Origin of the sequence: Micromonospora matsumotoense (assembly GCF_900091525.1) — a bacterium.
Classification (GTDB): Bacteria; Actinomycetota; Actinomycetes; order Mycobacteriales; family Micromonosporaceae; genus Micromonospora; species Micromonospora matsumotoensis.
Map to the genome: position 1 here is coordinate 806,231 of NZ_FMCU01000001.1, position 26,536 is coordinate 832,766.

Below are 26,536 nucleotides of genomic sequence, written 5' to 3' on the forward strand. Positions count from 1 at the left end.
TTAGCGGCGCCGGCCGGCCCGGCCGCCCTGGGCGGTCCGCCCCGGCACGGCGTGCACGCCCTGCTCCTGCTGGTTCTCCCGCTCGTCCCAGCGGGCGTACGCGTCGACGATCTCCCCGACCAGCCGGTGCCGGACCACGTCCGCGCTGGAGAGCTGGGCGAAGTGCACGTCCTCGACGTTCACCAGGATCTCCCGGACCACCCGCAGCCCGCTGGCCGTCCCACCGGGAAGGTCCACCTGGGTGACGTCACCGGTCACCACGATCTTGGAACCGAAGCCGAGCCGGGTGAGGAACATCTTCATCTGCTCGGGCGTGGTGTTCTGCGCCTCGTCCAAGATGATGAAAGCGTCATTCAGGGTCCTACCCCGCATATATGCCAACGGCGCCACCTCGATCGTGCCGGCGGCCATCAGCTTCGGGATGGACTCCGGGTCGAGCATGTCGTGCAGCGCGTCGTAGAGCGGGCGCAGGTAGGGGTCGATCTTCTCGTTCAGGGTGCCCGGCAGGAAGCCCAGCCGCTCACCCGCCTCGACCGCCGGCCGGGTCAGGATGATCCGGCTGACCTGCTTGGCCTGGAGCGCCTGGACGGCCTTCGCCATCGCCAGGTAGGTCTTGCCGGTGCCGGCCGGGCCGATGCCGAACACGATCGTGTTGGCGTCGATCGAGTCGACGTAGGTCTTCTGGCCCAGCGTCTTGGGGCGGATGGTGCGCCCGCGCCGGGAGAGGATGTTGAGGGTGAGCACCTCGGCGGGCCGCTCGGTGCCGCCCTGTTCGAGCATGCCGACGGTACGCCGGACAGCATCAGTGGTCAGGGTCTCACCTTTCTCGATCAGTTCGAGCAGCTCGTTGAAGAGGCGCTCGGCGAGAGCGTTGTCCGCGGGCGCACCGGTGATGGTGATCTCGTTGCCGCGGACGTGCACGTCACTGGTGACCGAACGTTCGACGAGTCGCAGGATCTCGTCGCCCGCGCCGAGCAGGTTGACCATGATCTTGGCATCGGGAACCGTGATCCTGGTCTGCGCCCGGGGCGGGCCGGGAGGTGGGGTGCCGGTCATAGATCGGGCCGTGGGGCCCTGCGCCACCTGCTTCCATCTCGCGCCGTGCCCTGCTGGCGCGGCGTGCGGACGATACTCCCATCGTATCCGCTCCGCACCGGCGGCACCGCGTCACTTTTCCCGGCCCGGTCGGCCCGGTCAGGCCCGGAAGTCGTACCGGTCGAAGGTCTCCTGGTGGCGGGTGAAGCGGTAGGTGGCCCAGTGCAACGCGACCACCGTCCCGTCGGTGCCCCGGGTGAGCCGCAGCAACTCCCCGACCTCCCGCCCGGCGACGGTCCGGAACACGTCCGGCGACTCCGGGATCGGCGCGAAGACCGCCGGCGGCCGGCCCACCGGATCGTCCGCACCCCGGGCCCGCAGCGTCCCCTCGTGCCAGCTGAAGACGTACTCGAATCCCTCGCCCCACCAGCGGCCCAGCACCCCGCGCAGCGACCCCGGCGCGCCCGGTCCCGGACGCCACGGCGGGATTTCCGCCGGGTCGTGCTCGGCGGCGGCGGCCAGCAACCGGTGCGGCAGCTCCGACACCTCCGCCGCCGTGCCCGAGGAGGCGAGCACCGCGCAGCCCATCGCGCCGGCCGTGCCGTCACCACCGCGCCGACCGTAGACCCCGGCCAGGAAACCGGGCATCGCACCGTCGTGCCCCACGTGCACCACCCGGTCCGGGTACGGCACCAGGATCAGGCCGAGGCCGAAGCCGGCCTTCCAGACCGTCTCGTCGGTGGTCGTCACCGGCCAGCGCATCTCGTCCAGGGTGGCCGGGGCGAGCACCGCCCCGGCCGGGTCGAGGGCCCCCGGGTCGGCCAGGAACGCCGCCCACCGGGCCATGTCCGTCGCCGTGCTCCACAACTGGGCGGCCGGCCCGACCGCCCCGAAGTCGGTCGGCGGCTCCGGATGTGCCTCGTCGGAGTACGCGTCGACCAGGAACCCGGTCACCGCCTGCGGCCCCGGGTCGACCGAGGTGTCGGCCAGCCCCAGCGGGGTGAGCACCCGGTCGGCGAGCACCTCGGCCCAGGTGCCGCCCCGCAGTGCGCCGACCAGCCGGCCGAGCAGCGCCATGCCCAGGTTGGAGTAGTGGTAGCGGCGTCCGGTGGGCAGGACCCGCTCGACCCGGACCAGGTCGGCGATCAACTCGTCCACCTGCGGCGCGCGCAGCGTGTCCCAGACGTCCCCGTACGGCTCCCGTTGCAGCCCGGCGGTGTGCGACAGCAACCGGCGTACGGTCAGCTCGCCGTGCGCCGGCAACCCCAGGTGCCGGCCCAGCGGATCGTCCAGGTCGAGCAGCCCGTCGTCGCGGCACTGCAACACCAGCACCGAGGTGAAGGTCTTGGTGACCGAGCCGATCCGGAACCGGCTGCGCGGGCCGAGCGCGGTGTCGTTGCCGGTGCCGCCGACCTGGCAGGTCCAGAGCGGACGGTCGGCCCGGTGCAGCGCCACCGCCAGCGCGGGCACCCGGGCCTGTGCCTGGACCTGCCGGACCAGCCGCTCCAGCCGATGGCCCGAGCCGCCCCGGTCCGGATCGGACGACGGGCCTGGCTTCGGGTCGGGCTCCAGGCCGGACTCCGGGTCGGCTTCGGACGTCACCCCAGGTCCCGGGCCAGCATGGGCCCCAGCGGCGCGCCGCCGAGCAGGTGGGCGTGCACGTGGAAGACCTCCTGACCGCCGTACGGCCCGGTGTTGAACATCAGCCGGAAGCCGTCGCCGGTCAGCCCCTCGTCCTCGGCCACCGCGGCAGCCGTGGCCAGCACCTCACCGGCCAGTCCCGGGTCGCCCTGGCCGAGCGTCGCCACGTCGGCGTAGTGCTCCTTGGGGATGACGAGCACGTGCACCGGCGCCTTCGGCCCGATGTCGCGGAAGGCCAGGGTGGTGGCGGTCTCCTTGACGATGGTGGCCGGAATCTCCCCGGCGACGATGCGGCAGAACAGACAGTCGGCTCCCATCCCCCCACTCTAAAGACCACCCCCACCACCCCCACCACCCCGACCCGCCCCCCACCCCGCCCCGCCGACCCCGCCAGCCTCGGCCAGCCCCGCCCCGCCCCGGTGATCAAGAGCTTTACGCCAACCTCAAGCCTCCAGATGACCCAAACTTCTTGATCACCAGCCACCAACGCCAAGGGCTGGGTGGTGGGCCCGGTGATCAAGAGGTTTGGGGCGGGATTGGACTCGCGGATGACGTAAACCTCTTGATCACCGGGGAGAGGCGGAGGCGGGCGGGGAGAGGCGGAGGCGGGCGGAGGCGGGCGGAACGGAGCCGGAGGAGAACGGAGCCGGAGGGAGGAGGGGAGCGGGGGTTACCAGCGGGGGAGGCGGGTGGCTAGGACGGAGAGGGCGGCCACGCCGGCGGTGGAGGTGCGCAGGACCGAGGGGCCCAGCCGTACCGGGCGGGCGCCCGCCTCGGTGAAGACGGTCAGCTCGGTCGGCGCGATGCCACCCTCGGGTCCGACCACGAGGACGATCTCACCGGTGGTCGGCAGCTCGACCGTGGTCAGCCGCTCGTCGGCCTCCTCGTGCAGGACGAACGCCGCGCCGGCCCCGGCGATCCGGCGGGCCACCGTGGCGGTGGACTCGTCCGGTGCGCCGGCCACCACCGGCAACCAGGCCCGGCGGGCCTGCTTGGCCGCCTCCCGGGCGGTCGCCGCCCACTTCTCCCGGGCCCGTACGCCCCGGTCGCCGCGCCACTGCACCACCGAACGGGACGCCGCCCAGGGCACGATCTCGTCCACCCCGACCTCGGTCATCGCCTGCACGGCCAGTTCACCCCGGTCGCCCTTGGCGATGCCCTGCACCACGACCAGCCGGGGGACGTCCGCGTCGACGTACCCCCGGGAGGTGACGGTGAGGTCGAGGGTGCCCCGGCCGACGGCGGTGACCACGGCGGCGGCGGTGCCACCCCGCCCGTCGGCGAGCAGCAGTTCCTCGCCGACGCGCAGCCGTTGCACGGTGGCGGCGTGGTGCCCCTCGGGGCCGTCCAGGGTGAGCTGGTCGGCGGCGGGCAGCGACTCGACCAGGAACAGCGGCGCGGACACGACGATCAGGCTAGCCGCCCGGGACCCCGCCGCCCCGGGCCGGGCCCGGCGCCCCCGAGGGGAGTCGGGCCGGGCACCCTCGACCGGGGCCGGCTGGCCGGAACCCGCCCGCATCACCACCACGCCGAGCCGCCCGGCCGACACCACACCGGCGACGGCGACGGCGACGGCAGGAGGGAACAGGGCCGAACGGGGCCGGCCAGGGCCGGCCCCGGGTCAGGCGTGGCCGTTGAAGGCGTCGCGCATCCGGGAGAAGAAGCCGCCCTGCTTGCTCAGTTCGGCGACCTCCTCGCCCCGGGTCTTGGCGAAGTCCCGCAGCATCTTCTCCTGGTCGACGTCGAGCTTGGTGGGGGTGCGCACGTCGAGGTGGACGTAGAGGTCACCCCGGCCGGTGCCGCGCAGGTGCGGTACGCCCCGGGCGCGCAACCGCAGCGTGCTGCCGGGCTGGGTGCCGGCCTTGACGTCGACGGTCTCCTCGCTGTCCAGCGTCTTGATGGTCAGCCGGGTGCCCAGCGCGGCGGCGGTCATCGGGACGGTGACCCGGCAGTGCAGGTCGTCGCCCTTGCGGGAGTAGACGTCGTGCGGGCGCTCGTGGATCTCGACGTAGAGGTCACCGGCGGTGCCACCACCCGGGCCGACCTCGCCCTGCTGGGCCAGCCGGATCCGCATGCCGTCCTCGACCCCGGCCGGGATCTTCACGGTCAGCGAGCGGCGGGTCCGCACCCGGCCGTCGCCGGCGCAGGTCGGGCAGGGGTGCGGGATGGTGGTGCCGTACCCCTGGCAGACGGTGCACGGTCGGGCCGACACCACCTGACCGAGGAAGGTCCGTTGCACCGACTGCACCTCGCCCCGGCCCCCGCACGCCTCGCAGGTCGCCAGGTGGGTGCCGGCCGCGGTGCCCGCACCGGAGCAGGTGGTGCAGAGCACGGCGGTGTCGACGGTGATCGGGGCCTCGACCCCGAAGGCCGTCTCGTGCAGGTCCAGCTCCAGCCGCAGGATCGCGTCGGCCCCCGGCCGGGTACGCGGGCGTGGACCACGCGCGCCACCGGCCGCACCGCCGAAGAAGGCGTCCATGATGTCCTGGAAGCCGACGAACGGGCCCGCCCCGGCGGGGCCACCCGGGCCACCGGCGCCCCCGCCGCCCGGGGCGAGCGGGTCGCCGCCCAGGTCGACGATCTGCCGCTTCCGATCATCCGAGAGGACCTCGTACGCGGCGTTGATGTCCTTGAACTTCTCCTGTGCCTCCGGGTCCGGATTCACGTCCGGGTGGAACTGCCGCGCCAGCTTGCGGTAGGCGCGCTTGATCTCGTCATCGGAGGCTTCCCGGCCCACGCCGAGAATGCCGTAGTAGTCCCTGGCCACTGCGTTCCGTGTCCTCATGTTCGTCTCGCGTTGCGCCGGTCGGCGGCCGGAGCCGGCCGTCGGCCCTGACTGGTCAGTTCTGGGCCAGCAGCTCGCCCACGTAGCGTGCCACGGCCCGCACCGTGGCGATGGTGCCGGGGTAGTCCATCCGGGTCGGGCCGAGCACGCCCATCCCGCCGACGATGGTGCTGCCGGGGCCGTATCCGGTGCTGACCACCGAGGCGGCGCGGAGGTTGTCGACCTCGTTCTCGTCGCCGATCAGTACCCGGGTGGTGCTCGGCTCGGCCTCGCCGATCAGCTTGAGCAGGACGACCTCCTCTTCGAGCGCCTCCAGGATGGGTCGGAGCGAGCCCTGGAAGTCGAGCAGGCCACCCCGGGTGAGGTTGGCGGTGCCGGCCAACGCCAGCCGCTCCTCGGTGCGTTCGACGAGGGTCTCCAGCAGCACGGTGGACAGGGTGGTCATGGCGCCGCGCAGGTGCGTCGCGGACTCCTCGACCAGCGCCTGGACCAGCGGTGGAGTGTCGGACAGCCGACTGCCCACCAGCTTCTCGTTGACCAGCCGACGCAGGTCGGTGACGTCGGCGGCGGGAACCGGCGTGGGCAGTTCGACCAGCCGCTGCTCGACCCGTCCGGTATCGGCGATCATGACCAGCATCAGCCGGGTGGTGGAGATCGGCACCAGCTCCAGGTGGCGCACCGACGAACGGGCCAGTGACGGGTACTGCACCACGGCGACCTGCCGGGTGAGCTGCGCCAGCAGTCGTACGGTGCGGTGCACCACGTCGTCCAGGTCGACCGCGCCGACCAGGAAACGCTCGATGGCCCGACGCTCGGCGGGGCTGAGCGGTTTGACCCGGGAGAGCCGGTCGACGAAGAGGCGGTAGCCCCGGTCGGTGGGCACCCGGCCGGCGCTGGTGTGCGGCTGCCGGATGTAGCCCTCCTCCTCCAGCACCGCCATGTCGTTGCGGACGGTCGCCGGGGAGACCCCGAGCTGGTGCCGCTCGACCAGCGCCCTGCTGCCGACGGGCTCCTGCGTGGCGACGTAGTCCTCGACGATGGCCCGCAGCACGGCCAGTTTGCGGTCGTCGAGACCCATCTCCCACCTCCTGACGCACGTCGGCCCGGACACCTGCCGCGTCCGGCAGGCGCTCTGGCACTCGACTGTAGCGAGTGCCAGTCTACGTCGGCAGCACCGCCGCCGCGATGATCAACGACGGACCGTCGGTGCGTCCGCGCCGGCGGGCAGCCGGCGTGGTCACTGACCGAACGTCGAGGCCAACCTCACCAGTGTCGCTCTGGTGCACCCTTGCCGGCAGCCCCTACCGTGACGTGCATGACTGAACCACCTCGCCCGCCCGGCGCGGGGGACGGCTACCCGCCGGACCCGAACGCTGGCCAGGGCTCGCCATACGAGCCGCCCACCGCACCACTGTCCGGGGCACCGGGGGCAGGCGGATATCCCCCGCCCGGCGGGTACCCGCCGCCCACCGGTGACCAGCCGCCGTCGGGTGGCTACGGCCCGCCCGGCGGCTATCCTCCGGCCGGTGGCGGATATCCGACCGGTGGCGCGTACGGCGCCCCGGCCGGTGGTTACGCCAACAGCGAGGACAAGACCTGGACGCTGGTCGCGCACTTCGGCGGTGCCGCCGGCGCGCTGATCAGCTTCGGCCCGCTCGGCTTCGTCGCCCCGCTGATCGCCTACCTGGTGCGCGGTCAGCAGTCGCCGGCCGTCCGGGCGCAGGCGCTGGCCGCGCTGAACTTCCAGATCCTCTGGTCGATCATCGCGTTCGTGCTGCTCTTCGTGAGCTGGTGCCTGTTCTTCCTGCCCAGCATCGCGGTCGTGGTGATCCAGATCCTGTTCGGGATCATCGCCGGCATGAAGGCGAACGAGGGTCAGGCCTACCGCTACCCGATGTCCACCAGCTTCATCAAGTGAACCTCGGCCGGCCGCTCCCCCGGCCGGCCGGGCACCACTCAGGGCAGCAGGTCGCGGACCACGGCGTCGGCCAGCAGCCGGCCCCGCAGGGTGAGCACCGCCCGCCCCTGCGGGTACGCCACCGGGTCCAGCAGCCCGTCGGCGAGCGCCCGGGCGGCACCGGCCCGGCCGGCGTCGTCCAGCGCGGTCAGCGGCAGCCCGGAGGCGAGCCGCAGCCGCAGCATCACGTCCTCCATGTGCGCCTCGGCCGGGGTGAGGACCTCCCGGGCCAGGCCGGGCGAGCACCCGGCGGCGAGCCGCTGCGCGTACGTCGTGGGGTGCTTGACGTTCCACCAGCGCACCCCGCCGACGTGGCTGTGTGCCCCCGGGCCGAGCCCCCACCAGTCGGCCCCGGTCCAGTAGAGCAGGTTGTGCCGGCACCGGGCCGCCTCGCTGCGGGCCCAGTTGGAGACCTCGTACCAGGAGAAACCGGCCGCGTCGAGGGCGGCCTCCGCCGCCAGGTAACGGTCCGCCGCCACGTCGTCGGAGGGGTACGGCAGCTCGCCGCGCCGCATCCGGGCGGCCAACCGGGTGCCGTCCTCCACGATCAGGGCGTACGCGCTGACGTGGTCGACCCCGGCGGCGACCACCTGGTCCAGCGAGGCGGCGAAGTCCTCGGGGCGCTCCCCCGGGGTGCCGTAGATCAGGTCCAGGTTGACGTGGTCGAACCCGGCGTCACGGGCCTCCCGGGCGGCCTCGGCGGCCCGTCCCGGGCGGTGGGTACGGTCGAGGATCGCCAGCACCCCGGGGGCGGCGGACTGCATGCCCAGCGAGATCCGGGTGTAGCCGGCGGCCCGCAGGGTCTTCAGCGACTCCGGGGTGACCGATTCGGGGTTGGCCTCGGTGGTCACCTCGGCGTCGGCGGCCAGCCCCCAGGTGCGGTCGATGCCGTCCAGCAGGCGGGCCAGGTCGTCGGCGGGCAGCAGGGTGGGGGTGCCGCCGCCGACGAAGACCGTGTCGACCCTCGGCGGCGGGGTGTCGCCGAGCACCCGGGCGGCGAGCGCCAACTCGGCCAGCACCGTGTCGGCGTACGACCCGCGGTCGGCGCCCCCGCCCAGCTCGGCGGCGGTGTAGGTGTTGAAGTCGCAGTAGCCGCAGCGGCTGGCGCAGAACGGCACGTGCAGGTAGACGCCGAAACCGCGCGCGCCGACCTCCCGCAGGGCGGTGGTGGGCAGCGCACCGTCGACGGGAACGGTCTCACCATCTGGAAGGACGCCGGGCATGGCCACTAGTGTGCCCGGCATGACCTCTCCCGACCGACTCGTGCGGGTCGCCACGGCCCGTGGGGTGACGACGCTCACCCTGGACAGCCCGCACAACCGCAACGCGCTCTCCACCGCGCTGATGACCGAGCTGCTGGCCGGGATCGCCGCGGCGGTGGCCGACGACGCGGTCCGGGTGGTCGTGCTGGACCACACCGGCCCGGTCTTCTGCTCCGGGGCGGACCTGAAGGAGACGGCGGCGGCGTACGCCAGCGGGTCGGTGCCGGCCGGGATGCTCGGTGACGTGCTGGTGGCGGTCCGGGAGTGCCCGAAGCCGGTGCTGGCGAAGGTGGCCGGGCCGGCCCGGGCCGGCGGCCTCGGCCTGATCGCGGCGGCCGATCTGGCGGTCTGTGCGCAGGAGGCGACGTTCGCCTTCACCGAGGTGCGGATCGGGGTGATCCCGGCGGTGATCTCGGCGACCGTGCTGCCCCGGCTGCACCCCCGGGCCGCCGCCGAGCTGTATCTGACCGGCGACACCTTCGACGGTCGGCGGGCCGCCGAGGTGGGGCTGGTGACCGCCGCCGTGCCGGCCGGTGAGCTGGACGCGGCGGTGGCGCGGTACTGCGCCTCGCTGGTCCGGGGAGCACCGGGGGCGTTGGCCGGGACGAAGGAGTTGCTGCGCCGGCCGGCGGCCACCGACCTGCGTGCGGAGATCGCCGACCTGTCCGCCCGGTCCACCGGCTACTTCCTGTCCGCCGAGGGCCGCGAGGGTGTCGCGGCGTTCCGCGAGAACCGGTTAGCTCGATGGGTGGTGGCGGTGGACGGTGGGGACGGTGAGGGTGCGGGGTGAGAGCGAGGGGCACGGGCGGGGGTGCGGGGTGAGAGCGAGGGCACGGGCGGGTGCGGGGTGAGAGCGAGGGCACGGGCGGGTGCGGGGTGAGAGCGAGGGGCACGGGCGGGGGCGGGGTTTTCTGGGCGGTGCTGCGGGAACGTGAACCGGTCGACCGACCCGGTGCCGCCGGTCGACGACGTACGCTTGGCGAACGCTGAAACGGGAGGTGCGGGTGCAAACACGGACATTCGTGGCAGCCGGTGTCGTGGTGGCGTTGTTCGCCATCGTCGGGGGCTGGGGAGTCCGTCAGCTCGACGGGGAGCTTCGGCTCCCGACCGCCGGCCGCAACTGCACCGTGCAGGCCGACGGCACCGTGAAGCTGGACGCCGACCAGATGGCCAACGCGGCCACCATCGCCGCGATCGGCATGCAGCGGCAGATGCCGGAGCAGGCCGTGGTGGTCGCCCTGGCCACCGCCTACCAGGAGTCGGGGCTACGTAACCTCGCCCACGGCGACCGGGACTCGCTCGGCCTGTTCCAGCAGCGCCCCAGCCAGGGTTGGGGCACCCCGGAGCAGATCCGCGACCAGCGGTACGCGGCGAATCGGTTCTACAAGGCGTTGAAGAAGGTACGCGGCTGGGAGCGGATGGAGGTCACCGACGCCGCCCAGGCGGTGCAGCGGTCGGCGTACCCGACGGCGTACCAGAAGTGGGCGGACGAGTCCCAGGTGCTGGCGCGGGCCCTGCTCGGTGAGGCGACCGGCGCGGTGGCCTGCACGGTCGGGCGTACCCCGGTGATGCGCGGGCAGGCGGCGGCGGCCGAGCTGACCCGCGGCCTGACCCTCGACTGGGGGTTGCCCGACGCCGGTGCGGTGGCCGAGCTGACCGACGTGACGGTGCCCGCCACGGACGCCCGCGACGGCTGGCGGTACGCGCACTGGCTGGTCTCGCACGCCCCCGACCACGGGGTGAAGCGGGTCCGCTTCGGTGGCCTGGAGTGGAGCGCCGACAACGGTCGGTGGGCGAAGGTCTCCGACGGCCGGCCGACCGAGGCCCGGGTGCTGGCCGAGGTCTTCGCCGACAACGCCTGACGGGGCTGCCGGTGCGGTCAGCCGGCGACGTTCAGCCGGCGACGCACCTTCTCCATGGTCGAGGCGGGCAACTCGGGGACGTCGAGCAGTCGGGGCAGCAGTTCCGGCTCCAGGCTGGTGGCCCGGAACACCTCACCGATGGTGACCCCGTGCGCCGGCCGGTCCACCACCTCGACCGGGTCGCCCGCGCCGACCTCACCGTCGCGCAGCACCCGCAGGTACGCCCCGGGCGTGGCCCGGACGGTGAACCGCTTGATCAGGTCGGGCACCCCCCAGAAGCCGGCGAAGGTCAGGCACGGGGTGCGCGGCTTGGTGACCTGAAGCAGCGCCGACCCGACGGACCAGCGTTCGCCGATCACCGCGCCGGTGACGTCCACCGCCCAGGTGGTCAGGTTCTCACCGAACCCGCCGGGGCCGATGTCGCGGGCCAGCTCGGCCGACCACCAGCCGGCGTCCTCCTGCGCATAGGCGTAGACCGCCTGGTCGGGGCCGCCGTGGTGGGCCCGCTCACCGATGAAGTCACCGGTCACCCCGTCGGCGCGCAGCAGCACCGGGCCGTCGACCGGCCGCTTGTCGATGCCGCTGCGCCCGCTGGCGTCGCCCGCCCACTGCGCCTCGGTCACCACGCCCAGGTTCACCGCCGCCACCCTGCCTGTCATGGCCCCAGCCTACGACCGCGTGCGGGCCCTTGCCGTCCCCCGTCGTCGCTCAGCCCTTGACCGCACCGGCGACCAGGCCGGAGACCATCCGCCGCTGCACCAACAGGAAGAAGACGATCACCGGCAGGGTGAACAGCGTGGAGGCGGCCATCACCGAACCCCAGGCGGTGTCGTCCCGGCCGAAGAAGAAGGTCATCGCCACCGGCAGGGTGTACCGGCTCTGGTCGTTGACGAAGGTCAGCGCGAAGATCAGCTCGTTCCAGGCGGTGATGAAGGAGAAGATGCTGGTCGCCACCAGGCCCGGTGCGACCAGCGGGAAGAGGACCTTCCGGAAGGTCTGCGACCGGCTCGCCCCGTCGATCGCGGCGGCCTCCTCCAACTCCTTCGGCACCGCCGCGACGAAACCGCGCAGCATCCACACCGCGAACGGCAGCGAGAAGCCCAGGTAGGTCAGGATCAGGCTGGGCAGGGTGTTGTAGAGGCCGAGCCGCTGGATCATCAGGAACAACGGGATGACCAGCGCCTCCAGCGGGATCATCTGGACCACCAGCAGCATGATCAGGAAGGTGGTCCGCAGTCGGAACCGGAACCGGGCCACCGCCGTCGCGGCCAGCAGCGCCACCAGGCCGCTGAGCACGACCGTGCTCACCGCCACCAGCACGCTGTTGAGGAAGAAGTCGCCGAAGGTGACGCCCGGGATCAGGTTGCCGGTGAGGATCTCCCGGTAGTGCTCCAGGGTGGGGTGCGCCGGTACCGGCCGGGGGGTGGCCGAGAAGATCTCCCGGTGGGGCTTCAGTGAGGTGGCGACCATCCAGTAGACCGGGAACGCGGCGAAGAGCGCCACCAGCAGGCCCGCGCCGTTGAGGGCGACCTTCTTCACGACTCGTCCTCCTGTCTGAGCACCATCCGGACGTACAGGCCGGTCACCAGCAGCAGGATCAGCGTGAGGATGACCGCGACGGCCGAACCCACCCCGTACTTGGGCGGCGGCGAGAACGCCTCGGCGTACGAGTAGATGGCCAGCATGTACGTGGGTCGGTCCTGGGTGCCGCCGGCCAGCACGAACTGCTGGGTGAAGACCTTGAAGTCCCAGATGGTGGAGAGCACCACCAGGATGCCGAAGACCGGCCGCAGCACCGGGAAGGTGATCTTCCAGAACACCTGCCACGGGCCGGCCCCGTCGACCCGGGCCGCCTCGGGCAACTCGCTCGGCACGCTCTTGAGCCCGGCGAGCACGCTCACCGCGATGAACGGGAACGAGTGCCAGACCACCACCAGGGTCAGGATCGCGAAGAACAGCAGCGGCGAGTTGAACCAGCCGTAACCGGACCAGTCGGTACGCCCGAAGAGCGCCTGGGACAGCCCGTCCGGCAGGGCGTTGAACGCCCAGGTGACCAGGCCGGAGGTGTCATCGAAGATCCACTTCCAGACGATCGTGCCGGTCAGCGCCGGGGTCGCCCAGGCCAGCATCACGCAACTGGCCACGAAGGTGGCCATCCGGCGGCCGAGCCGGTGCAGCAGCAGCCCGACCAGGGTGCCCAGCACCATCGTCAGCAGCACGTTCGCCGCCGCGAAGAGCACCGTGTTGCGCAGCACCGTCCGGAAGAACGGGTCGCCGAGGATCTGGGTGTAGTTGGCCCACCCGACGAACGGCCACCCACGGTCGCCGCGCAACTGCCGGACGTTGTCCAGCTTGAAGAACGACATCGCCACCACCTGGCCCAACGGCCAGAGCAGCAGCACCCCGATGACCACCAGGCAGGGCAGCAGAAGCAGGTACGGCAGGCGGTCCGCCCGGGACCGCCGCCGTACGGGGGTCTCCCGCGCGGCGGCCGTCCCGGTGTCCTCGGTCAGCGTGCTCACTTGGCGTTGAGGATGCTTTCCATCTCGGCGGCCGCGTCGGCGGTGGCCTGCTCGACGCTCTTCTGCCCCTTCATCACCGAGCTGTTCATCGCCTGGGTCACCGTCCTGGTCCGGCTGACCTCGACCCACTTCGGCGTGAGGGGGGTGACCCTGGTCTTCTGCATGGTGGTGGCGAACGCCGCCATCAGCTTGTCGTTGGCGTACTCCCCGCCGCTGACCAGGTCGGAATAGACCGGGAAGAAGCCGAGGCTGCCGGCGAAGGCCCGCGCGTTCTTCTTGTTGAGCAGCACGGTCAGGTAGTCCCAGGCCAGGTCCTGCTTCTTGCTGTCGCGCCAGAGGGCGAGGTCCGAGCCACCGGCGAACGCGGGGGCCGGCCGGCCGTCCGGGCCGGGGATCGGGAACGTGCCCCAGACCTTCTCGATCTCGGGGTTGTCCTTCTTGATCGCGCCGGCCTGCCAGCTTCCGGCGAAGGCCATCGCCGCCTTGCCGGTGGCGAACTGGGTACGGGCGTCGATCTCGTTCCACCCGGCGGCGGCGGGCGGGGCGACCTTGTGCACGGTCACCAGGTCGGTCCAGAACTTCACCGCCTGCTGCGCCGCCGGGCTGGTGTAGCCGGACTTCCAGCTGCCGCCCTGGTCGGTGGCGATCTCGCCGCCGGCACCCCAGAGGAAGGAGTAGAACGGCAGCTCGGAGTTGCCGGGCAGGGCGATGCCGTAGGTGCCGGGCTTCTTGGCCTGCACCGCCTTGGCGACCGAGACCAGCTCGTCCCAGTTCTTCGGCGGCTGCACGCCGGCCTCGGCGAACCAGTCGGTGCGGTAGTAGATGGCGCGCACACCGGCATACCAGGGGACGCCGTACTGCTTGCCGTCGAGCTGGGCGTTGCGCACCAGGTCCGGCAGGACGTCCCTGCCCTCGGCCCAGCTGCCGAACCGCCCGGAGACGTCGGCGAGGGCCTCCTGCGCCGCCCAGCCCTGGGTCTCGGTGTTGCCGAGTTCGGTGACGTCCGGGCCCTCTCCACCGGCGAGCGCCGCCTGGAACTTCTTCGGTGCCTCCAGCCAGGGGAGGTACTGGACCACCACGTCCGTGTCGGGGTGCTGCTGCCGGAACTCGGTCTCGACGCCGTCGAGGAACGTCGTCTGGGCTGCGCTCCCCTCGCCCATCATCCAGACCGTCAGCTTGCTGTCGTCGGCGGCTTCGTCATCGCCGGAACCGCCGCAACCGGCGAGCACCATCGCGGCCGAGGCCACGACGGCGGTGACCGGAGCCAGCCGTTTCCACCTGTTCACGCCACTTCTCCCTCGCGCCGTCCGGCACTAACCTTCCCAGCCGCACCCTAGTAGGAAAATTTCCTTTACGACAGGGGGGTGGTGCGCGCCCCGGCCGCGGACCGTCGCCGACGTCGGCGACGCCACCGGAGGGCGTCGGCGAGGCGACCGTATCGCAGCCGGGGGTCGCTGAGGCAGGCCCCGCGAAGGCCGGTCCGGCTCGACCGTCGGCACCCGGACGAGCGGATGCCCGCCCCCCGAACCGGGGGGCGGGCATCCGCTGAGTGGTACGTGCCGGCCGGTCACCGACCGGCGGGCGGGGTCACCGGTGGCTGACGCCCCGACGCCGACCCACACCGGCCACCAGGGCCACGGCGATGGCGGCGAGGACGACCTGCACCAGCAGTTCGGCCCAGTCGATGCCGGCGGTGGCGGTCGCGATGCCCAACGCCCGCGCCAGCACGGTGCCCAGCAGCGCGGCACCGACACCGATCAGCAGGTGTAGCCAGATCGGCATGTTCTGGCGGCCCGGCACGACCAGGCGGCCCAGCGCGCCGACGATGAGGCCGACGACGAGCGCGGTGATGATGCCCCAGACGGTGAACTCCACGACCGTCCTCCTTCTGTTGATATGTCATCAGGTGAGTTGTTGTTGCTGTGGTGATCGATAGGTTCCCGGAGCGGAGAATTTCCAAACCGGCTCCGGTAACGATCCGGTCTAGATCGCCCGCCACCGCGATCGATCCGCTTCCCACGGGAGCGGCAGCTCAGGGCGGACGCGAGCGGGCGCCCGACCCCGAAGGGTGCGGGCGCCCGCCGAGCGGTACGGCTGATTACCGGTGGGTGACGCCGCGGCGGCGACCCACGCCGGCCACCAGGGCCACGGCGATGGCCGCGAGGACGACCTGCACCAGCAGCTCGGTCCAGTCGATGCCGGCGGTCTCCGTGGCGATGCCCATCGCCCGGGCCAGCACGGTGCCCAGCAGCGCGGCGCCCACGCCGATCAGCATGTGCATCCAGATCGGCATGTTCTGGCGGCCCGGCACGACCAAGCGGCCCAGAGCGCCGATGATGAGACCAACAACGAGCGCAGTGATGATGCCCCAGACGGTGAACTCCACGGTCGCCCTCCTCCTCCAAGTTGAGTCACACGGTATGTGTGGTTCCTGTCGTGACAGTTAGATTCCCGACCGCCCGCCAACCCAAACCGACTCATCCCCAGGCGAGTCGCCGCACGTCGATACGACGACGGTGCGTCGTTTTGCCAGCGGTCGATATTTGGGCAGGTCAACAGGCATCCGGTGGGGCGTCGCGCGCGTCCCGGAGGGCGAGGGAAATTTTTCCGTACGACAGGTGGGGCGCCCAGCCGACGGTGGCCGGCACCCGGCGGGAAACACCGGGTACCGGCCACCGTGGACCGCAGGGGCGGGGGCTTCCGGGCTCGGCCGGTGCGCCCGGCCCCGCTACTTCTTGCCGGCCGACTTGACGTCGCCGGAGTCCGAGGAGAGCGCCGCGATGAAGGCCTCCTGGGGCACCTCCACCCGGCCCACCATCTTCATCCGCTTCTTGCCCTCCTTCTGCTTCTCCAGCAGCTTGCGCTTACGGCTGATGTCACCGCCGTAGCACTTGGCGAGGACGTCCTTGCGGATGGCGCGGATGGTCTCCCGGGCGATCACCCGGCTGCCGATGGCCGCCTGGATCGGCACCTCGAACTGCTGGCGCGGGATCAGGTTGCGCAGCTTGGCCGCGATCGACGTGCCGTAGTGGTACGCCTTGTCCTTGTGCACGATCGCGCTGAACGCGTCCACCGGCTCACCGTGCAGCAGGATGTCCACCTTGACCAGGTCGGACGCCTGCTCGTCGGAGGGCTCGTAGTCCAGCGAGGCGTAACCCTTGGTGCGGCTCTTCAACTGGTCGAAGAAGTCATAGATGATCTCGGCGAGCGGGAGGGTGTAGCGCAACTCCACCCGGTCGGCGGAGAGGTACTCCATGCCGAGCAGGCTGCCGCGCCGCCCCTGGCACAGCTCCATCACCGCACCGACGTAGTCGTTCGGGGTGAGCACGCTGGCCCGCACGACCGGCTCGTACACCTCGGCGATCCGGCCGGTGGGGTACTCGCTCGGGTTGGTCACCACGATCTCCTCACCGTCGTCGGTGACGGCCCGGTAGACCACGTTCGGCGCGGTGGAGATCAGGTCGAGGTTGTACTCCCGTTCCAGCCGCTCCCGGATGATCTCCAGGTGCAGCAGGCCGAGGAAGCCGCAGCGGAAGCCGAAGCCGAGCGCCCCGGACGTCTCCGGCTCGTAGTCGAGCGCGGCGTCGTTGAGCTTGAGCTTGTCCAGCGCCTCGCGCAGGTTGGGGTAGTCCGAGCCGTCGATCGGATAGAGGCCGGAGTAGACCATCGGCTTGGGGTCCTTGTAGCCGCCGAGCGCCTCGGTGGCCGGCCGGGAGTTGATCGTGACGGTGTCACCGACCCGGGACTGCCGGACGTCCTTCACACCGGTGATCAGGTAGCCCACCTCGCCGACGCCGAGCGCGTCGGCCTTGACCATCTCGGGCGAGATGACGCCGATCTCCAGCAACTCGTGCACGGCGGCGGTGGACATCATCTTGATCCGGTCCCGGGCGCTGATCCGGCCGTCGATCACCCGGACGTAGGTGACCACGCCCCGGTAGACGTCGTAGACCGAATCGAAGATCATCGCGCGGGCCGGCGCGTCGGCGTCGCCGACCGGCGGGACGAACTGCCGGACGATCTCGTCGAGCAGGTAGGGCACCCCGTCCCCGGTCTTGCCGGAGACCCGGATGCAGTCGGCCGGGTCGCCGCCGATCAGGTGGGCCAGCTCCTCGGCGTACTTCTCCGGCTGGGCCGCCGGCAGGTCGATCTTGTTGAGCACCGGAATGATCTTGAGATCGTTCTCCAGGGCCAGGTAGAGGTTGGCCAGGGTCTGCGCCTCGATGCCCTGGGCGGCGTCGACCAGCAGCAGCGCCCCCTCGCAGGCGGCCAGCGACCGGGACACCTCATAGGTGAAGTCCACGTGGCCCGGGGTATCGATCATGTTGAGGACGGCCTGCTCACCGGTCCGCTCGCCCTCCCGGATGGTCCACGGCATCCGGACGGCCTGGCTCTTGATGGTGATGCCGCGCTCGCGCTCGATGTCCATCCGGTCGAGGTACTGCGCGCGCATCTGCCGGGGGTCGACCACGCCGGTGAGCTGCAGCATCCGGTCGGCCAGGGTCGACTTCCCGTGGTCGATGTGGGCGATGATGCAGAAGTTCCGGATGCGCGCCGGGTCGGTGGCACCAGGAGCGTTCGCGCCGGGATCGAGCGTCGGTGGCACAGCGGTCCGTTCTGGTCGGCTGACGTGAGCAGGCCGGCGCACCGCCGGCCCCCTCTATGCTCCCACGTCGCTCCGAACCCGGTCCGATCACTCCTCGGGTGGCTCCACGAAGAGGGCGGCGAGCTTCGGCAGCCGGCGGCGGGCCTCCTCCTCGTCGTCGAAGTCCCAGAAGTCGTTCAGGTCCGGCACCGGCACCTTGTCACGCTCCGCCGGCAGGTCGGCGGCGGTCGCCTTCCGGTAGGCGTCCCACGGCACCGCCAGCATGTCCGCACACTCGAACTCCTCGCCGCTGAGCGCGGCCGACCGGACCCGCGGCACCTCGGCCAGCGAATCCGGGGCGGCCACCGCGGCGGCGAAGACCGCCCGCCCCTGGGTCATCAGCCAGCCCCGGAAATACTCGAACCCGTCGTCGGACGCACCCCCGTTGATCAGGTACGCCGCACCCCACAGGTCGACCCGGTAGGAGGCGGCGAGCACCCGCTGCTGGTGGTGCGCGTACCCGACGATGTCCTCCGGGGTGCGCTCGGCGAGCAGCGCGACCGCCCGGGCGGCGACCGCGTCGGCCTCGCCCCCGGCCCCGGCCCGGGCCTGGTCGATCAACTGCCAGAAGTCGTCGGTCCTCATGGCCTGGAGTCTCCCAGAGTCGACCGGGCACGATGGTGGGGTGTCCACGACGCTGCCGCCGTACCACCGCACCGCCGTGCGGCCCGACTGGCGCGACCTGCCCGCCGGCCTGCGGGACGCGGTGACCGCCCGGCTCGGCGCGCCGGTGGTCGCGGCCCGGACCGCGACCGCGGGCTTCACCGGCGGCTTCGCCGCCGTGCTGGAGACGGCGGCCGGCGGCCGGGTCTTCGTCAAGGCCGCCGACCTGACCCGGCAACGCCACCTGGCCGACTGGTACGCCCGGGAACTGGCCGTCCTCGCCCGGCTGCCGGAGGGCCTGCCGGTCCCCCGCCCGCGCTGGGCGCTCGACGCCGCCGGCTGGTACGCGGTCGGCCTCGACGCCCTGGACGGGCGGACGCCCCGACTGCCCTGGGACCCGGTCGAGCTGACCGCCGTGCTCGCCGGATACGCCGAGGTGGCCGCCGCGCTGGCCGACCCGCCGGCCGCGCTGACCACCCTCGGCCTGCCCCGGCTGGCCGACCTGGCCCGCGCCGACATCCTCTGGTGGGGCGAGGTGGCCGCCGGCCGGGAGCCGACGCCCCCGCTGCCCCCGGCGGCCCACGACCGGCTGCCCGAACTCGTCGCGCTGGAGTCCCGACTGCCCGGGTACGCGGCCGCCTCGGTCGGCCTGGCCCACGGTGACCTGCGGGTGGACAACGTGCTGCTGGACCCCGCCGGGCGGGCCTGGTTCTGCGACTGGAACTGGCTCTGCCACGGCTCCGCCTGGTTCGACCTGGCCGGCCTTCTGATCACCGGGTACGCCGGCGGGGTGGACCTGGACGCGATCTTCGCCGGTCATCCGGCGGCGGCCGACGCCCCAGCCGACGCCCTGGACGTGACGCTGGCCGCCCTCTCCGGCTACTACCTCACCGCCGCCGGCCCACCACCGGCCGCCGCTCCCCCACCCGCTGGCTCCCCGGCGGGTGGGGGAGCCTCCCCGGCCGCCGGCTCCTCAGCGGTTGCCGGCGTCCCGCCGACCGCTGACCTCTCCACGGCGGCCGAGGGGGGCGCCGGTCCGGATGCCGCGGGAACGTCTCCGCTGCTGGGGGCGCACCGGCGGTTCAGCGGGGAGCAGGCCCTGCGCTGGCTCGCCGCCCGGCAGGGCTGGCGCTGAACCTCGCCGCCGGCAGCCGTCGGGGCTGGTCGGTCCGGGCGGGGGTGGGGCGTTTTGGCTCGTCCGGCCGGACCTGGTAACCTGGCCTTTCGCGTGGCGATGACGCATGCTCGTCGCGCGCGGTAATGCAGACCAAACCGAGCTATCAAGACGAGGCTGTCGCGTGGCGAACATCAAGTCCCAGATCAAGCGCAACCGGCAGAACGAGAAGCGCCGGCTGCGTAACAAGTCGGTCAAGTCGTCGCTGAAGACCGCCATCCGGAAGTTCCACGAGGCTGCGGAGGCCGGTGACGCCGAGAAGGCCACCGTCCTGATGCGTGACGCCGCCCGCAAGCTCGACAAGGCCGCCAGCAAGGGCGTCATCCACGCCAACCAGGCAGCCAACCGGAAGTCGGCCATCTCGAAGCGCGTCGGCTCGCTCTCGGCCTGACCGAGCGACCCCAGACCTGACCGTAGGCCCCGGAGCAGTGCTCCGGGGCCTACGGCTTCGCGCTGTTGCCGGGTGCCGGCTCCAGCCCTCCGCGCTGTTTCCGGGCGGCGGCCTGTCGTCCGCTCAGGTGTCGGCCCGTCGTCCGCTCCGCGCGGCGGGCTGATCACGACCTGGCCGGCCTCCGGCGGGCTGACCAGGGCCTGCTCGGCCACCGGCGGCTGATCACGACCTGGCCGGCCTACCTGCGCGTGGCGACGGCGCGTCGGCCGGCTCCCACCGGGCGGGTGCGGTGGTGACCATCGCGCCGGGCAGGGTGTGCGGCACCCGGGCTCGTCCGACCACCGGCTCGACCTGCCGTCGAAACCGGTCCCGTTCCTGCTCCGGCACCAGCGCCGCCGAGTGGACCACCCGCTCGGCGACCTCGTCGTTGAGTTTCACCATGACCGCCACCGCCATCGGCAGCACCGGCACCGCCCACCAGTTCACCAACTCGGCCAGGGCGAGAAGCACCGCAAGCGCCACCGCCCCCTCGAAGAAGAGGAAGCAGAGCACCCCGCCGGGGTTGACGAAGCGCAGGCCGAGTAGCCGGGCGTAGAGCGGTCGGTAGCGTTGATCATCCGCCGGCACGGCGGACCATCCGGTCCGGCTGTGCCCCGCCACCGGGCGGGCGGGTCCAGGCACCGGGCGGGTGGGAGCAGGCAGGCCATGACCGCCATCCACCGGGCGAAGGTGACCCGTCACCGGGCGGATCGGGCCGGTCACCGGGCACTGCCTCGCCGGGCGGCGGCGACCGAGAAGACCGCCTTTTCCAGGGCGTACCCCCGGTCGTCGGCACCGCCCTTGACCGCCGCGTTGCACTCGGCCGCCGCCCGCATCGCCTCGACCAGCCCTTCCGGCGTCCAGCCCCGGGCCCGCTGCTGGGCATTCTTGATCTTCCAGGCAGGCATGCCGAGGGTGCTCGCCAGCTGGTACGGATCACCTCGGCCGGCGGCGGCGACCCGGGCCACCGTGCGGACTCCGTCGGCGAGGGCATCGGCGATCGGCACCGGGTCGACCCCGACGTGCAACGCCCAGCGCAACGCCTCCAGGGCGGCAGGGACATCGCCCACCATGGTGGCGTCGGCGACGGTGAAGCCGCTCACCTCGACCCGGCCGCGGTAGTAGCGGGAGACCGTCTCCGCGCCGATCCGCCCATCCGTGTCGGCGATCAGCTGGGAACAGGCGGCGGCCAGTTCCCGCAGGTCGGTGCCGACGGCGGCGATCAACGCATCGGCCGCGTCGTCGGTGCACTTGCCGCCACCCCGGCGGATCTCGTCGCGGACGAAGGCCACCCGCTCGCGGTGCCCCTTGAGCTTCGCTGCCGGGACGACCGTCGCACCGGCGGCGCGCAGGCCGTCGGCGAAGGCCTTGCCCTTGCCCCCGCCCAGGTGCAGCGCCACCAACTGGACGTCCGGGTCGGGATTCTTCGCGTAGTCGAGCAGTGCGGCAACCAGGTCTTTCCGGGCGTCCTGGGCGGACCGGAGCACCAGCACCCGCCGCCCCCCGAACAACGACGGGCTGAGCATCTCGGCGATCTCGCCGACCGCCAACGCCCCGGCCTGGTACTCCCGGACGTCCACCTCCGGGTCGACGCTACGGGCTTTCGCCACGGCGTCGGTCACCGCGCGCGTGGCGAGCAGCTCCTCGTCGCCGAGGACGAGCAGAATAGGAGCAATGTCGACGCCGGTCACGTCGCTCATCTTGGCACGGCCCGGCGGAGGATCGTGCCTGCTCATCAACGGCTGCGACGGCCCACCCCGCACTCAGTGCAAATATAGACATTTACCTCGATTGCCGGGTAATAGCAAAGATACCCCCTCGACTTCGGATTGCCTTTCACCTTCCGCCGGCGGGTGCGGGCTGCTCGGCCTCCCACCCCATCGGCCCGTGCGCGGGCTGCTCGGCCTCCCACCCCCATCGGCCGGGGAGGACTCGGGAGCACAGTTCTGAGCTGTCCCGGTCAGCGGCGGCCCGGGGACAGCCCTCGACCGACCACTGCGAGCCGGCCGGACCGCACTACCACCGCCACGTCCCCGTCGGTGTCGGTACGCAGCACCCGCGCACCGGAGCGGGCCAGCCGATCCAGGATCACCGGGCTCGGGTGGCCGTAGTCGTTGTCGACTCCCACCGGCACCAACGCCACCATCGGCCGGACCGCGTCGAGGAAGGCCGGGTCCTGGTACGCGCTGCCGTGGTGGGCCACCTTGAGCACCTCAGCCCGCAATTCCTGCGGCGGCGTCCGGTCCAGCAGTGCCCGCTGCTCCTCCGTCTCCGCGTCCCCGGGCAGCACGATACGTACGCCGGCCACGGTGGCCCGCAACACCAGTGAGTTGTTGTTCGGGTCGGACCGGGTGCCCCGCATCGGGTAGGGCGGCCCGAGCGCGACCACCTCCACCCCACCCGACCGGTACGACCAACCCGCCGCCGGCACCACCTGCCGCGCAGCACCGACGGCGGCCGTCACCAGGTCCCGTCCCGCCGCCGGCTCGGCCAGTGCCGGAGCGAGCACCATGGCCACCCGTCGACCCCGGGACACCCCGGCCACGCCACCGACATGGTCGGCGTGGAAGTGGCTGACCACCAGCAACGACACCTCACGCACCCCGAGCCGGCGCAGGCAGGCGTCCACCGCCGACGGCTCCGGACCGGCGTCCACCACCACCGCCCGCCCGGGCGTCACCGGCAGCACGATGGCGTCCCCCTGTCCGACGGCGCACGCCGCCACCACCCAACCGTCCGGCGGCCACCCGCTGGCGACCAGCCGGACCGGGAGGGTGCCCAGCACCACCGCCACCGCGCCGACGGCCACCAGCCGGCGGATCAGCGGTCGGCGGACGGCCAGCAGCAACCCCAGGGTCAGCCCGGCGAGCAGCAACGCGCCCGGCAGCCCACCCGGCCAGGGCAGGGTCCCGGCCGGCAGGCGGGCCCCGACCCGGGCCACGGTGACCAGCCACCAGGCCGGCCAGCTCGCCAACCAGGCGCTGAACTCCGCGCCGGCCGGCCACACCGGGGAGACGACCGCCGCCGCCACCCCCAACACCGTGGCCGGGGCGATCGCCGGCACCACCAGCAGGTTGGCCGGCACCGCCACCAGGCTCACCGTGCCGGAGATGCCCGCCACCACCGGCCCGCAGGCGAGTTGGGCCGCCGCCGGGACGGCGAGCGCCTCCGCGAACCCCGCCGGCACGCCCCGGCGTCGCAGCCCGTCCCGCCAGCCCGGGGCGAGCAGCAGCAACCCACCGGTGGCCAGGACGGACAGCGCGAAACCGGCGTCACCGGCCAACTCCGGGTCGACCAGCACCAGCACGGCCACCGCCGCGGCCAACGCCGGCAGGGTGGCCCGGGGACGTCCGGCGGCCAACGCGGCCAGCCCGATCGCCCCCATGGTGGCCGCCCGGACCACACTGGGCGAGGGACGGACCAGGACGACGAAGCCGATCAGGGCGAGGCCACAGAGGATCGCCGCCAGCCGGGGACCGGCCCGGCCCCAGCGGGCCAGCAGCAGCACCGCGCCGACCACGATCGCCACGTTCGACCCGGACACCGCGTTGAGATGGGTCATCCCGGTGGCCCGGAAGTCCTCCTCCACGGTGGCCGGCAACCGGCTGGTGTCGCCGACGACCAGGCCGGGCAACAGACCACCCTGATCGGGTGGGAGCGGTGTGCAGGCCCGCTGCAGACCGGCCCGCAGGGTGCCGGCGGCACGCTGGAGCCACGGCGGTGGCCCGTGCCGGACGGGAGGACCCGGCACGGTCAGCACGGCAGCGGTGAGATCGCCGCCCCGGGGTGCGGCCAACCGCCCCTGGGCGGTCAGTCGCTGTCCGGGCAGCAGACCCCGCCAGGCCGGGTCGGTGGCGAGCACGAGCACCCGCACGGGGACCCGCAGGCGATGGCCCTGGGGGTCGGTGAGGACGGTCGACTGCGCGGTGACGAGCAGGGTCGCCGGGCGGCCCGGCGCGCCCCGGACCGGGCGGGGATCGTCGCGGAGCACCAGCTCGGCGGTGACCCGGGCCCGGTCGTCGACCAGGGCACGCACCGGAGCGGCGTCCCGGACGTGCAGCCGGGCCCCGGTGGCGGTGCTGCCGCAGACCACACCGAGCAGCACGGCGACGGCGATCCAGCCGTACCGGCGGACGGGGGCGGCCGGGGTGCCCAGCACGCCGCACAGGTGCCCGGCGAGCAGGGCGGCGAGGACAGCGGCGGCGGCCGCCAGCAGGACCGCCGTCCGGGCGGTGAGGTGCAGGCAGGCCAGCGCCGCCCACCAGGCCGCCACCGCCAGCCCGGCCAGGCGCAGGTCGGGAAGCCGGTCGCCGGTGGCGGGGTCGCCGGATGCAGCGGTCATCGCGCCGGCGGGTGCGGGGCCGCCGGCACCTTGGCCGCCCACCCCGGGCCACCGGCCGGCAGCGCTGCTCCGCCGGTCCTGCACCGGCTCGGGACGGCCGGTCACACCGTCACCAGGTCCTTGAGCTGCTCGTACCGGGCGTCGCCGATGCCGTCGACCTGGCGCAGGTCGCCCACGCTACGGAAGCCGCCCTGCTGGTCGCGGTGGGTGAGGATGCGTTGGGCGAGCACCGGGCCGACCCCGGGCAGCGCGTCGAGCTGCGCCAACGTGGCCGTGTTGAGGTTGACCCGACCGCTCGGAACTCCCCCGGGCGGCGCTGCTGCGGGGCCGGCCGCAGCACCGTCCGGGCCGGTTCCACCGGGTGGTGCGGTGACGCCGACCAGGATCAGTTCCCCGTCGGTCAGCTTCCGCGCCGGGTTGAGCAACGCCACGTCGACGCCGGGCAGGGCACCACCGGCTGCCTCGACCGCGTCGGCGACCCGCGCCCCGGCCGGCACCCGGACGAGCCCGGGGCGGCGTACCTTGCCGGCCACCGCCACCACCAGGTCGCCGGTCGGTTTCGGGGCCGGGCCCGACGCGGCCCCGGCTGAGGACTCCGGCCCCGCCACCGCAGTCGCCGCCGGGACCGGTTGCGCCTGGGGGCGGGAGCGCCAGGCCCAGAACCCCGCGCCGAGCACCACGACCACTGCCACGGCAGCCAACGCCCGGACCCCGCGCCGGCCGGGGTCGAAGACGCCGGGCCCGGGCAGCCGACCGGCGGAGATCCCGTCGTCACCGGCGGCGTGGTGCGCCCGGTCGAGGTCGGCGGACCGGACGGAACCGCCGTCCCGGACCGGATCGTCCACTTCGGTGTGACGCGCCCAGTCGGCATCGGAAGGACCGACCTTGAGGGGTCCACCGGCCGGCCCGGCGTCGCGGGGGCTGGTGTCGGCGGCCGGCCCGGACCGACGGCGGGCCGACGCCCCACCCACGCCGTCACCCGGCGGTACGCGCAGCCCCACCGGCCCGTACGGGCGGGGCGGTGACAGCGGCGGCCCTGCCGACACCCCGTCGGTCAGCCGGTACAGCCGCCGCCGCACCCTGGTTTCCTCATCCTCCGACACGGCGCGAGATTAGGCCGGCGGAGGGCACCTGCTCCGCTCGTCGGAGGTCGGCTGTGGACAACGGCACCGGCTGTGGACAACCGCCTGATCATGGTCAGATCTGCTACAGCGCACAGCGGGTAACGCACAGCGGACGGTTGCCGGGTCAGGGGTTCGTCCCCGCCGTGTGCCCGGTGCCGCCGCCGCGCCGCCACAGGCGGTGCATGCCGAGATCCACGTGGCGCTCGGAAGGCGTCGCGTCGCCGACCCGAGCAGTCAACGGGGCAGCTGCCGGCGCCCGTCCCGGCTCAGGTCGGCCGGCGGTGGACCACCACGCTGGCCAGGCCCGGTCCGGCGTGGGCGGCGACCACCGCACCGGCCTCGGAGACGTAGGTGTCGTGCAGGCGGTCGCCGAACCGGGCGGTGAGCGCCTCGACCAACTGCTGGGCGCGTTGCGGGGCGGCGAGGTGGTGCACGCCGAGATCCACGTCGGCGTCGGCGGCGGCCTCGACCGCCAGGTCGATCAGGCGGGCCACCCCCCGGCTGGCGGTACGCACCTTGTCGCGTACCACGATCGCGCCGTCCGGCATGTGCATGATCGGCTTCACCGACAGGGCGGTGCCGAGCAGCGCCTCGGCCGCGTTGATCCGGCCGCCCCGACGCAGGAACTCCAGCGTGTCGACATAGAAAAAGATGGTGGTCCGGTCGACGGCGGCCAGCGCTGCGGCGCGTACCCCGGCCAGGTCGGCACCGGTCTCGGCGGCAGTGGCGGCGGCGAGCACCGGGAAGCCGAGGCCCATGCCGGCGGCCCGGCTGTCGACCACCTCGACGCGGTCACCGACCTCGGCGGCGGCGAGCCGGGCCGCCGCCACCGTGCCGGACAGTTCGGCCGACAGGTGCACCGACACCACCCCGTCCGCGCCGTCGGCCAGCAACCGCCGGTAGGTCGCGACGAACTGTGCCGGGGAGGGGCGGGACGTGCTCACCGAGACCCGTCGGCCACCGAGCACCCGGGTGGCGTCGGCGGGGAAGGTCTCCACCCCCTCCAGCCCCTCGGCTCCGTTGAGCACGACGGTCAACGGCACCACGGTCAACCGGTGCGCCCGCACCGGTTCGGGGGGCAGGTAGGCGGTGGAGTCGGTGACGACCGCGACGGACATGCCCGGCACGCTAGCCGATGCCGGGGCCGACCGCCC

25 protein-coding genes are annotated in these 26,536 nt (G+C 73.0%); 5 read left to right on the plus strand and 20 right to left on the minus strand.

The window, feature by feature from the left end; genetic code table 11:
* The 6 genes from GA0070216_RS03495 to hrcA form a co-directional block, all read right to left on the minus strand.
* Complete coding sequence (locus GA0070216_RS03495; RefSeq protein WP_091238562.1) at positions 1-1,056, minus strand: PhoH family protein; 1,056 nt, start codon at positions 1,054-1,056, stop codon at positions 1-3.
* A 138-nt stretch (positions 1,057-1,194) separates the two neighbouring features.
* Complete coding sequence (locus GA0070216_RS03500) at positions 1,195-2,544, minus strand: serine hydrolase domain-containing protein (RefSeq protein ID WP_245722287.1); 1,350 nt, start codon at positions 2,542-2,544, stop codon at positions 1,195-1,197.
* Between the two features lie 89 nt (positions 2,545-2,633).
* The gene (locus GA0070216_RS03505) at positions 2,634-2,993 is read right to left on the minus strand and encodes a histidine triad nucleotide-binding protein (protein ID WP_091238565.1); all 360 of its coding nucleotides are present in this window, start codon (positions 2,991-2,993) and stop codon (positions 2,634-2,636) included.
* 353 nt (positions 2,994-3,346) lie between these two features.
* Complete coding sequence (locus GA0070216_RS03510; RefSeq protein WP_091239001.1) at positions 3,347-4,081, minus strand: 16S rRNA (uracil(1498)-N(3))-methyltransferase; 735 nt, start codon at positions 4,079-4,081, stop codon at positions 3,347-3,349.
* A 216-nt stretch (positions 4,082-4,297) separates the two neighbouring features.
* Complete coding sequence (dnaJ, locus tag GA0070216_RS03515; protein ID WP_176738819.1) at positions 4,298-5,443, minus strand: molecular chaperone DnaJ; 1,146 nt, start codon at positions 5,441-5,443, stop codon at positions 4,298-4,300.
* Positions 5,444-5,516: 73 nt separating this feature from the next.
* On the minus strand, positions 5,517-6,539 hold the full coding sequence (gene hrcA, locus GA0070216_RS03520; protein WP_091238570.1) for a heat-inducible transcriptional repressor HrcA: 1,023 nt from the start codon (positions 6,537-6,539) through the stop codon (positions 5,517-5,519).
* A gap of 237 nt (positions 6,540-6,776) precedes the next feature.
* On the opposite strand from hrcA, the gene GA0070216_RS03525 reads away from it, so the two are divergent.
* Positions 6,777-7,379, plus strand: coding sequence for a DUF4870 domain-containing protein (locus GA0070216_RS03525; protein WP_091238573.1), 603 nt, complete (start codon positions 6,777-6,779; stop codon positions 7,377-7,379).
* Positions 7,380-7,417: 38 nt separating this feature from the next.
* On the opposite strand, the gene hemW is transcribed toward GA0070216_RS03525, so the two are convergent.
* Entirely contained in the window at positions 7,418-8,641 is a 1,224-nt protein-coding gene (gene hemW / locus GA0070216_RS03530) for a radical SAM family heme chaperone HemW (RefSeq protein ID WP_176738820.1), read from the minus strand.
* Between the two features lie 19 nt (positions 8,642-8,660).
* Here hemW and GA0070216_RS03535 point away from each other — a divergent pair, with 19 nt between their 5' ends.
* Positions 8,661-9,470: an enoyl-CoA hydratase-related protein gene (locus tag GA0070216_RS03535; RefSeq protein ID WP_091239005.1), complete on the plus strand. Its 810-nt coding sequence runs from the start codon at positions 8,661-8,663 to the stop codon at positions 9,468-9,470.
* A gap of 208 nt (positions 9,471-9,678) precedes the next feature.
* Positions 9,679-10,542 (plus strand): hypothetical protein, encoded by an 864-nt coding sequence (locus GA0070216_RS03540; RefSeq protein ID WP_176738799.1) that lies wholly within the window; start codon positions 9,679-9,681, stop codon positions 10,540-10,542.
* Between the two features lie 17 nt (positions 10,543-10,559).
* Here the strand turns inward: GA0070216_RS03540 and GA0070216_RS03545 are convergent, their stop codons facing one another.
* The 8 genes from GA0070216_RS03545 to GA0070216_RS03580 form a co-directional block, all read right to left on the minus strand.
* On the minus strand, positions 10,560-11,201 hold the full coding sequence (locus tag GA0070216_RS03545) for an MOSC domain-containing protein (protein WP_091238579.1): 642 nt from the start codon (positions 11,199-11,201) through the stop codon (positions 10,560-10,562).
* A 49-nt stretch (positions 11,202-11,250) separates the two neighbouring features.
* Positions 11,251-12,081, minus strand: a complete 831-nt coding sequence (locus tag GA0070216_RS03550) for a carbohydrate ABC transporter permease (RefSeq protein WP_091238581.1) — start codon at positions 12,079-12,081, stop codon at positions 11,251-11,253.
* A complete protein-coding gene (locus tag GA0070216_RS03555; protein ID WP_091238584.1) occupies positions 12,078-13,064 on the minus strand; it encodes a carbohydrate ABC transporter permease in 987 nt (328 codons plus the stop codon). Before GA0070216_RS03555 ends, GA0070216_RS03550 begins: the two co-directional genes overlap by 4 nt.
* Positions 13,061-14,350, minus strand: coding sequence for a sugar ABC transporter substrate-binding protein (locus GA0070216_RS03560; RefSeq protein WP_091238586.1), 1,290 nt, complete (start codon positions 14,348-14,350; stop codon positions 13,061-13,063). Before GA0070216_RS03560 ends, GA0070216_RS03555 begins: the two co-directional genes overlap by 4 nt.
* A 301-nt stretch (positions 14,351-14,651) precedes the next feature.
* A complete protein-coding gene (locus GA0070216_RS03565) occupies positions 14,652-14,939 on the minus strand; it encodes a GlsB/YeaQ/YmgE family stress response membrane protein (protein ID WP_091238589.1) in 288 nt (95 codons plus the stop codon).
* 223 nt (positions 14,940-15,162) lie between these two features.
* Positions 15,163-15,450 carry a GlsB/YeaQ/YmgE family stress response membrane protein gene (locus GA0070216_RS03570; protein ID WP_091238591.1) on the minus strand — a complete coding sequence of 96 codons (288 nt, stop codon included), beginning with the start codon at positions 15,448-15,450 and terminating at the stop codon, positions 15,163-15,165.
* 342 nt (positions 15,451-15,792) lie between these two features.
* Positions 15,793-17,670, minus strand: coding sequence for a translation elongation factor 4 (gene lepA / locus GA0070216_RS03575; RefSeq protein WP_091238594.1), 1,878 nt, complete (start codon positions 17,668-17,670; stop codon positions 15,793-15,795).
* 87 nt (positions 17,671-17,757) lie between these two features.
* Entirely contained in the window at positions 17,758-18,294 is a 537-nt protein-coding gene (locus GA0070216_RS03580; protein ID WP_091238597.1) for a DUF4240 domain-containing protein, read from the minus strand.
* Between the two features lie 40 nt (positions 18,295-18,334).
* Here GA0070216_RS03580 and GA0070216_RS03585 point away from each other — a divergent pair, with 40 nt between their 5' ends.
* Both GA0070216_RS03585 and rpsT read left to right on the plus strand, forming a co-directional pair.
* Positions 18,335-19,447: an aminoglycoside phosphotransferase/kinase family protein gene (locus tag GA0070216_RS03585; RefSeq protein WP_245722267.1), complete on the plus strand. Its 1,113-nt coding sequence runs from the start codon at positions 18,335-18,337 to the stop codon at positions 19,445-19,447.
* Between the two features lie 163 nt (positions 19,448-19,610).
* Positions 19,611-19,877, plus strand: a complete 267-nt coding sequence (gene rpsT / locus GA0070216_RS03590) for a 30S ribosomal protein S20 (protein WP_091238600.1) — start codon at positions 19,611-19,613, stop codon at positions 19,875-19,877.
* Between the two features lie 222 nt (positions 19,878-20,099).
* Here the strand turns inward: rpsT and GA0070216_RS03595 are convergent, their stop codons facing one another.
* The 5 genes from GA0070216_RS03595 to GA0070216_RS03615 all read right to left on the minus strand — a co-directional run bounded on the left by GA0070216_RS03595 (position 20,100) and on the right by GA0070216_RS03615 (position 26,500).
* Complete coding sequence (locus GA0070216_RS03595; protein WP_091238603.1) at positions 20,100-20,537, minus strand: hypothetical protein; 438 nt, start codon at positions 20,535-20,537, stop codon at positions 20,100-20,102.
* Positions 20,538-20,635: 98 nt separating this feature from the next.
* Entirely contained in the window at positions 20,636-21,616 is a 981-nt protein-coding gene (gene holA / locus GA0070216_RS03600) for a DNA polymerase III subunit delta (protein ID WP_091238606.1), read from the minus strand.
* A gap of 260 nt (positions 21,617-21,876) precedes the next feature.
* Complete coding sequence (locus GA0070216_RS03605) at positions 21,877-24,258, minus strand: ComEC/Rec2 family competence protein (RefSeq protein WP_091239016.1); 2,382 nt, start codon at positions 24,256-24,258, stop codon at positions 21,877-21,879.
* A 101-nt stretch (positions 24,259-24,359) separates the two neighbouring features.
* Positions 24,360-25,361: a ComEA family DNA-binding protein gene (locus GA0070216_RS03610; protein WP_245722268.1), complete on the minus strand. Its 1,002-nt coding sequence runs from the start codon at positions 25,359-25,361 to the stop codon at positions 24,360-24,362.
* 287 nt (positions 25,362-25,648) lie between these two features.
* The gene (locus GA0070216_RS03615; protein ID WP_091238609.1) at positions 25,649-26,500 is read right to left on the minus strand and encodes a DegV family protein; all 852 of its coding nucleotides are present in this window, start codon (positions 26,498-26,500) and stop codon (positions 25,649-25,651) included.
* Positions 26,501-26,536 lie beyond the last annotated feature (36 nt).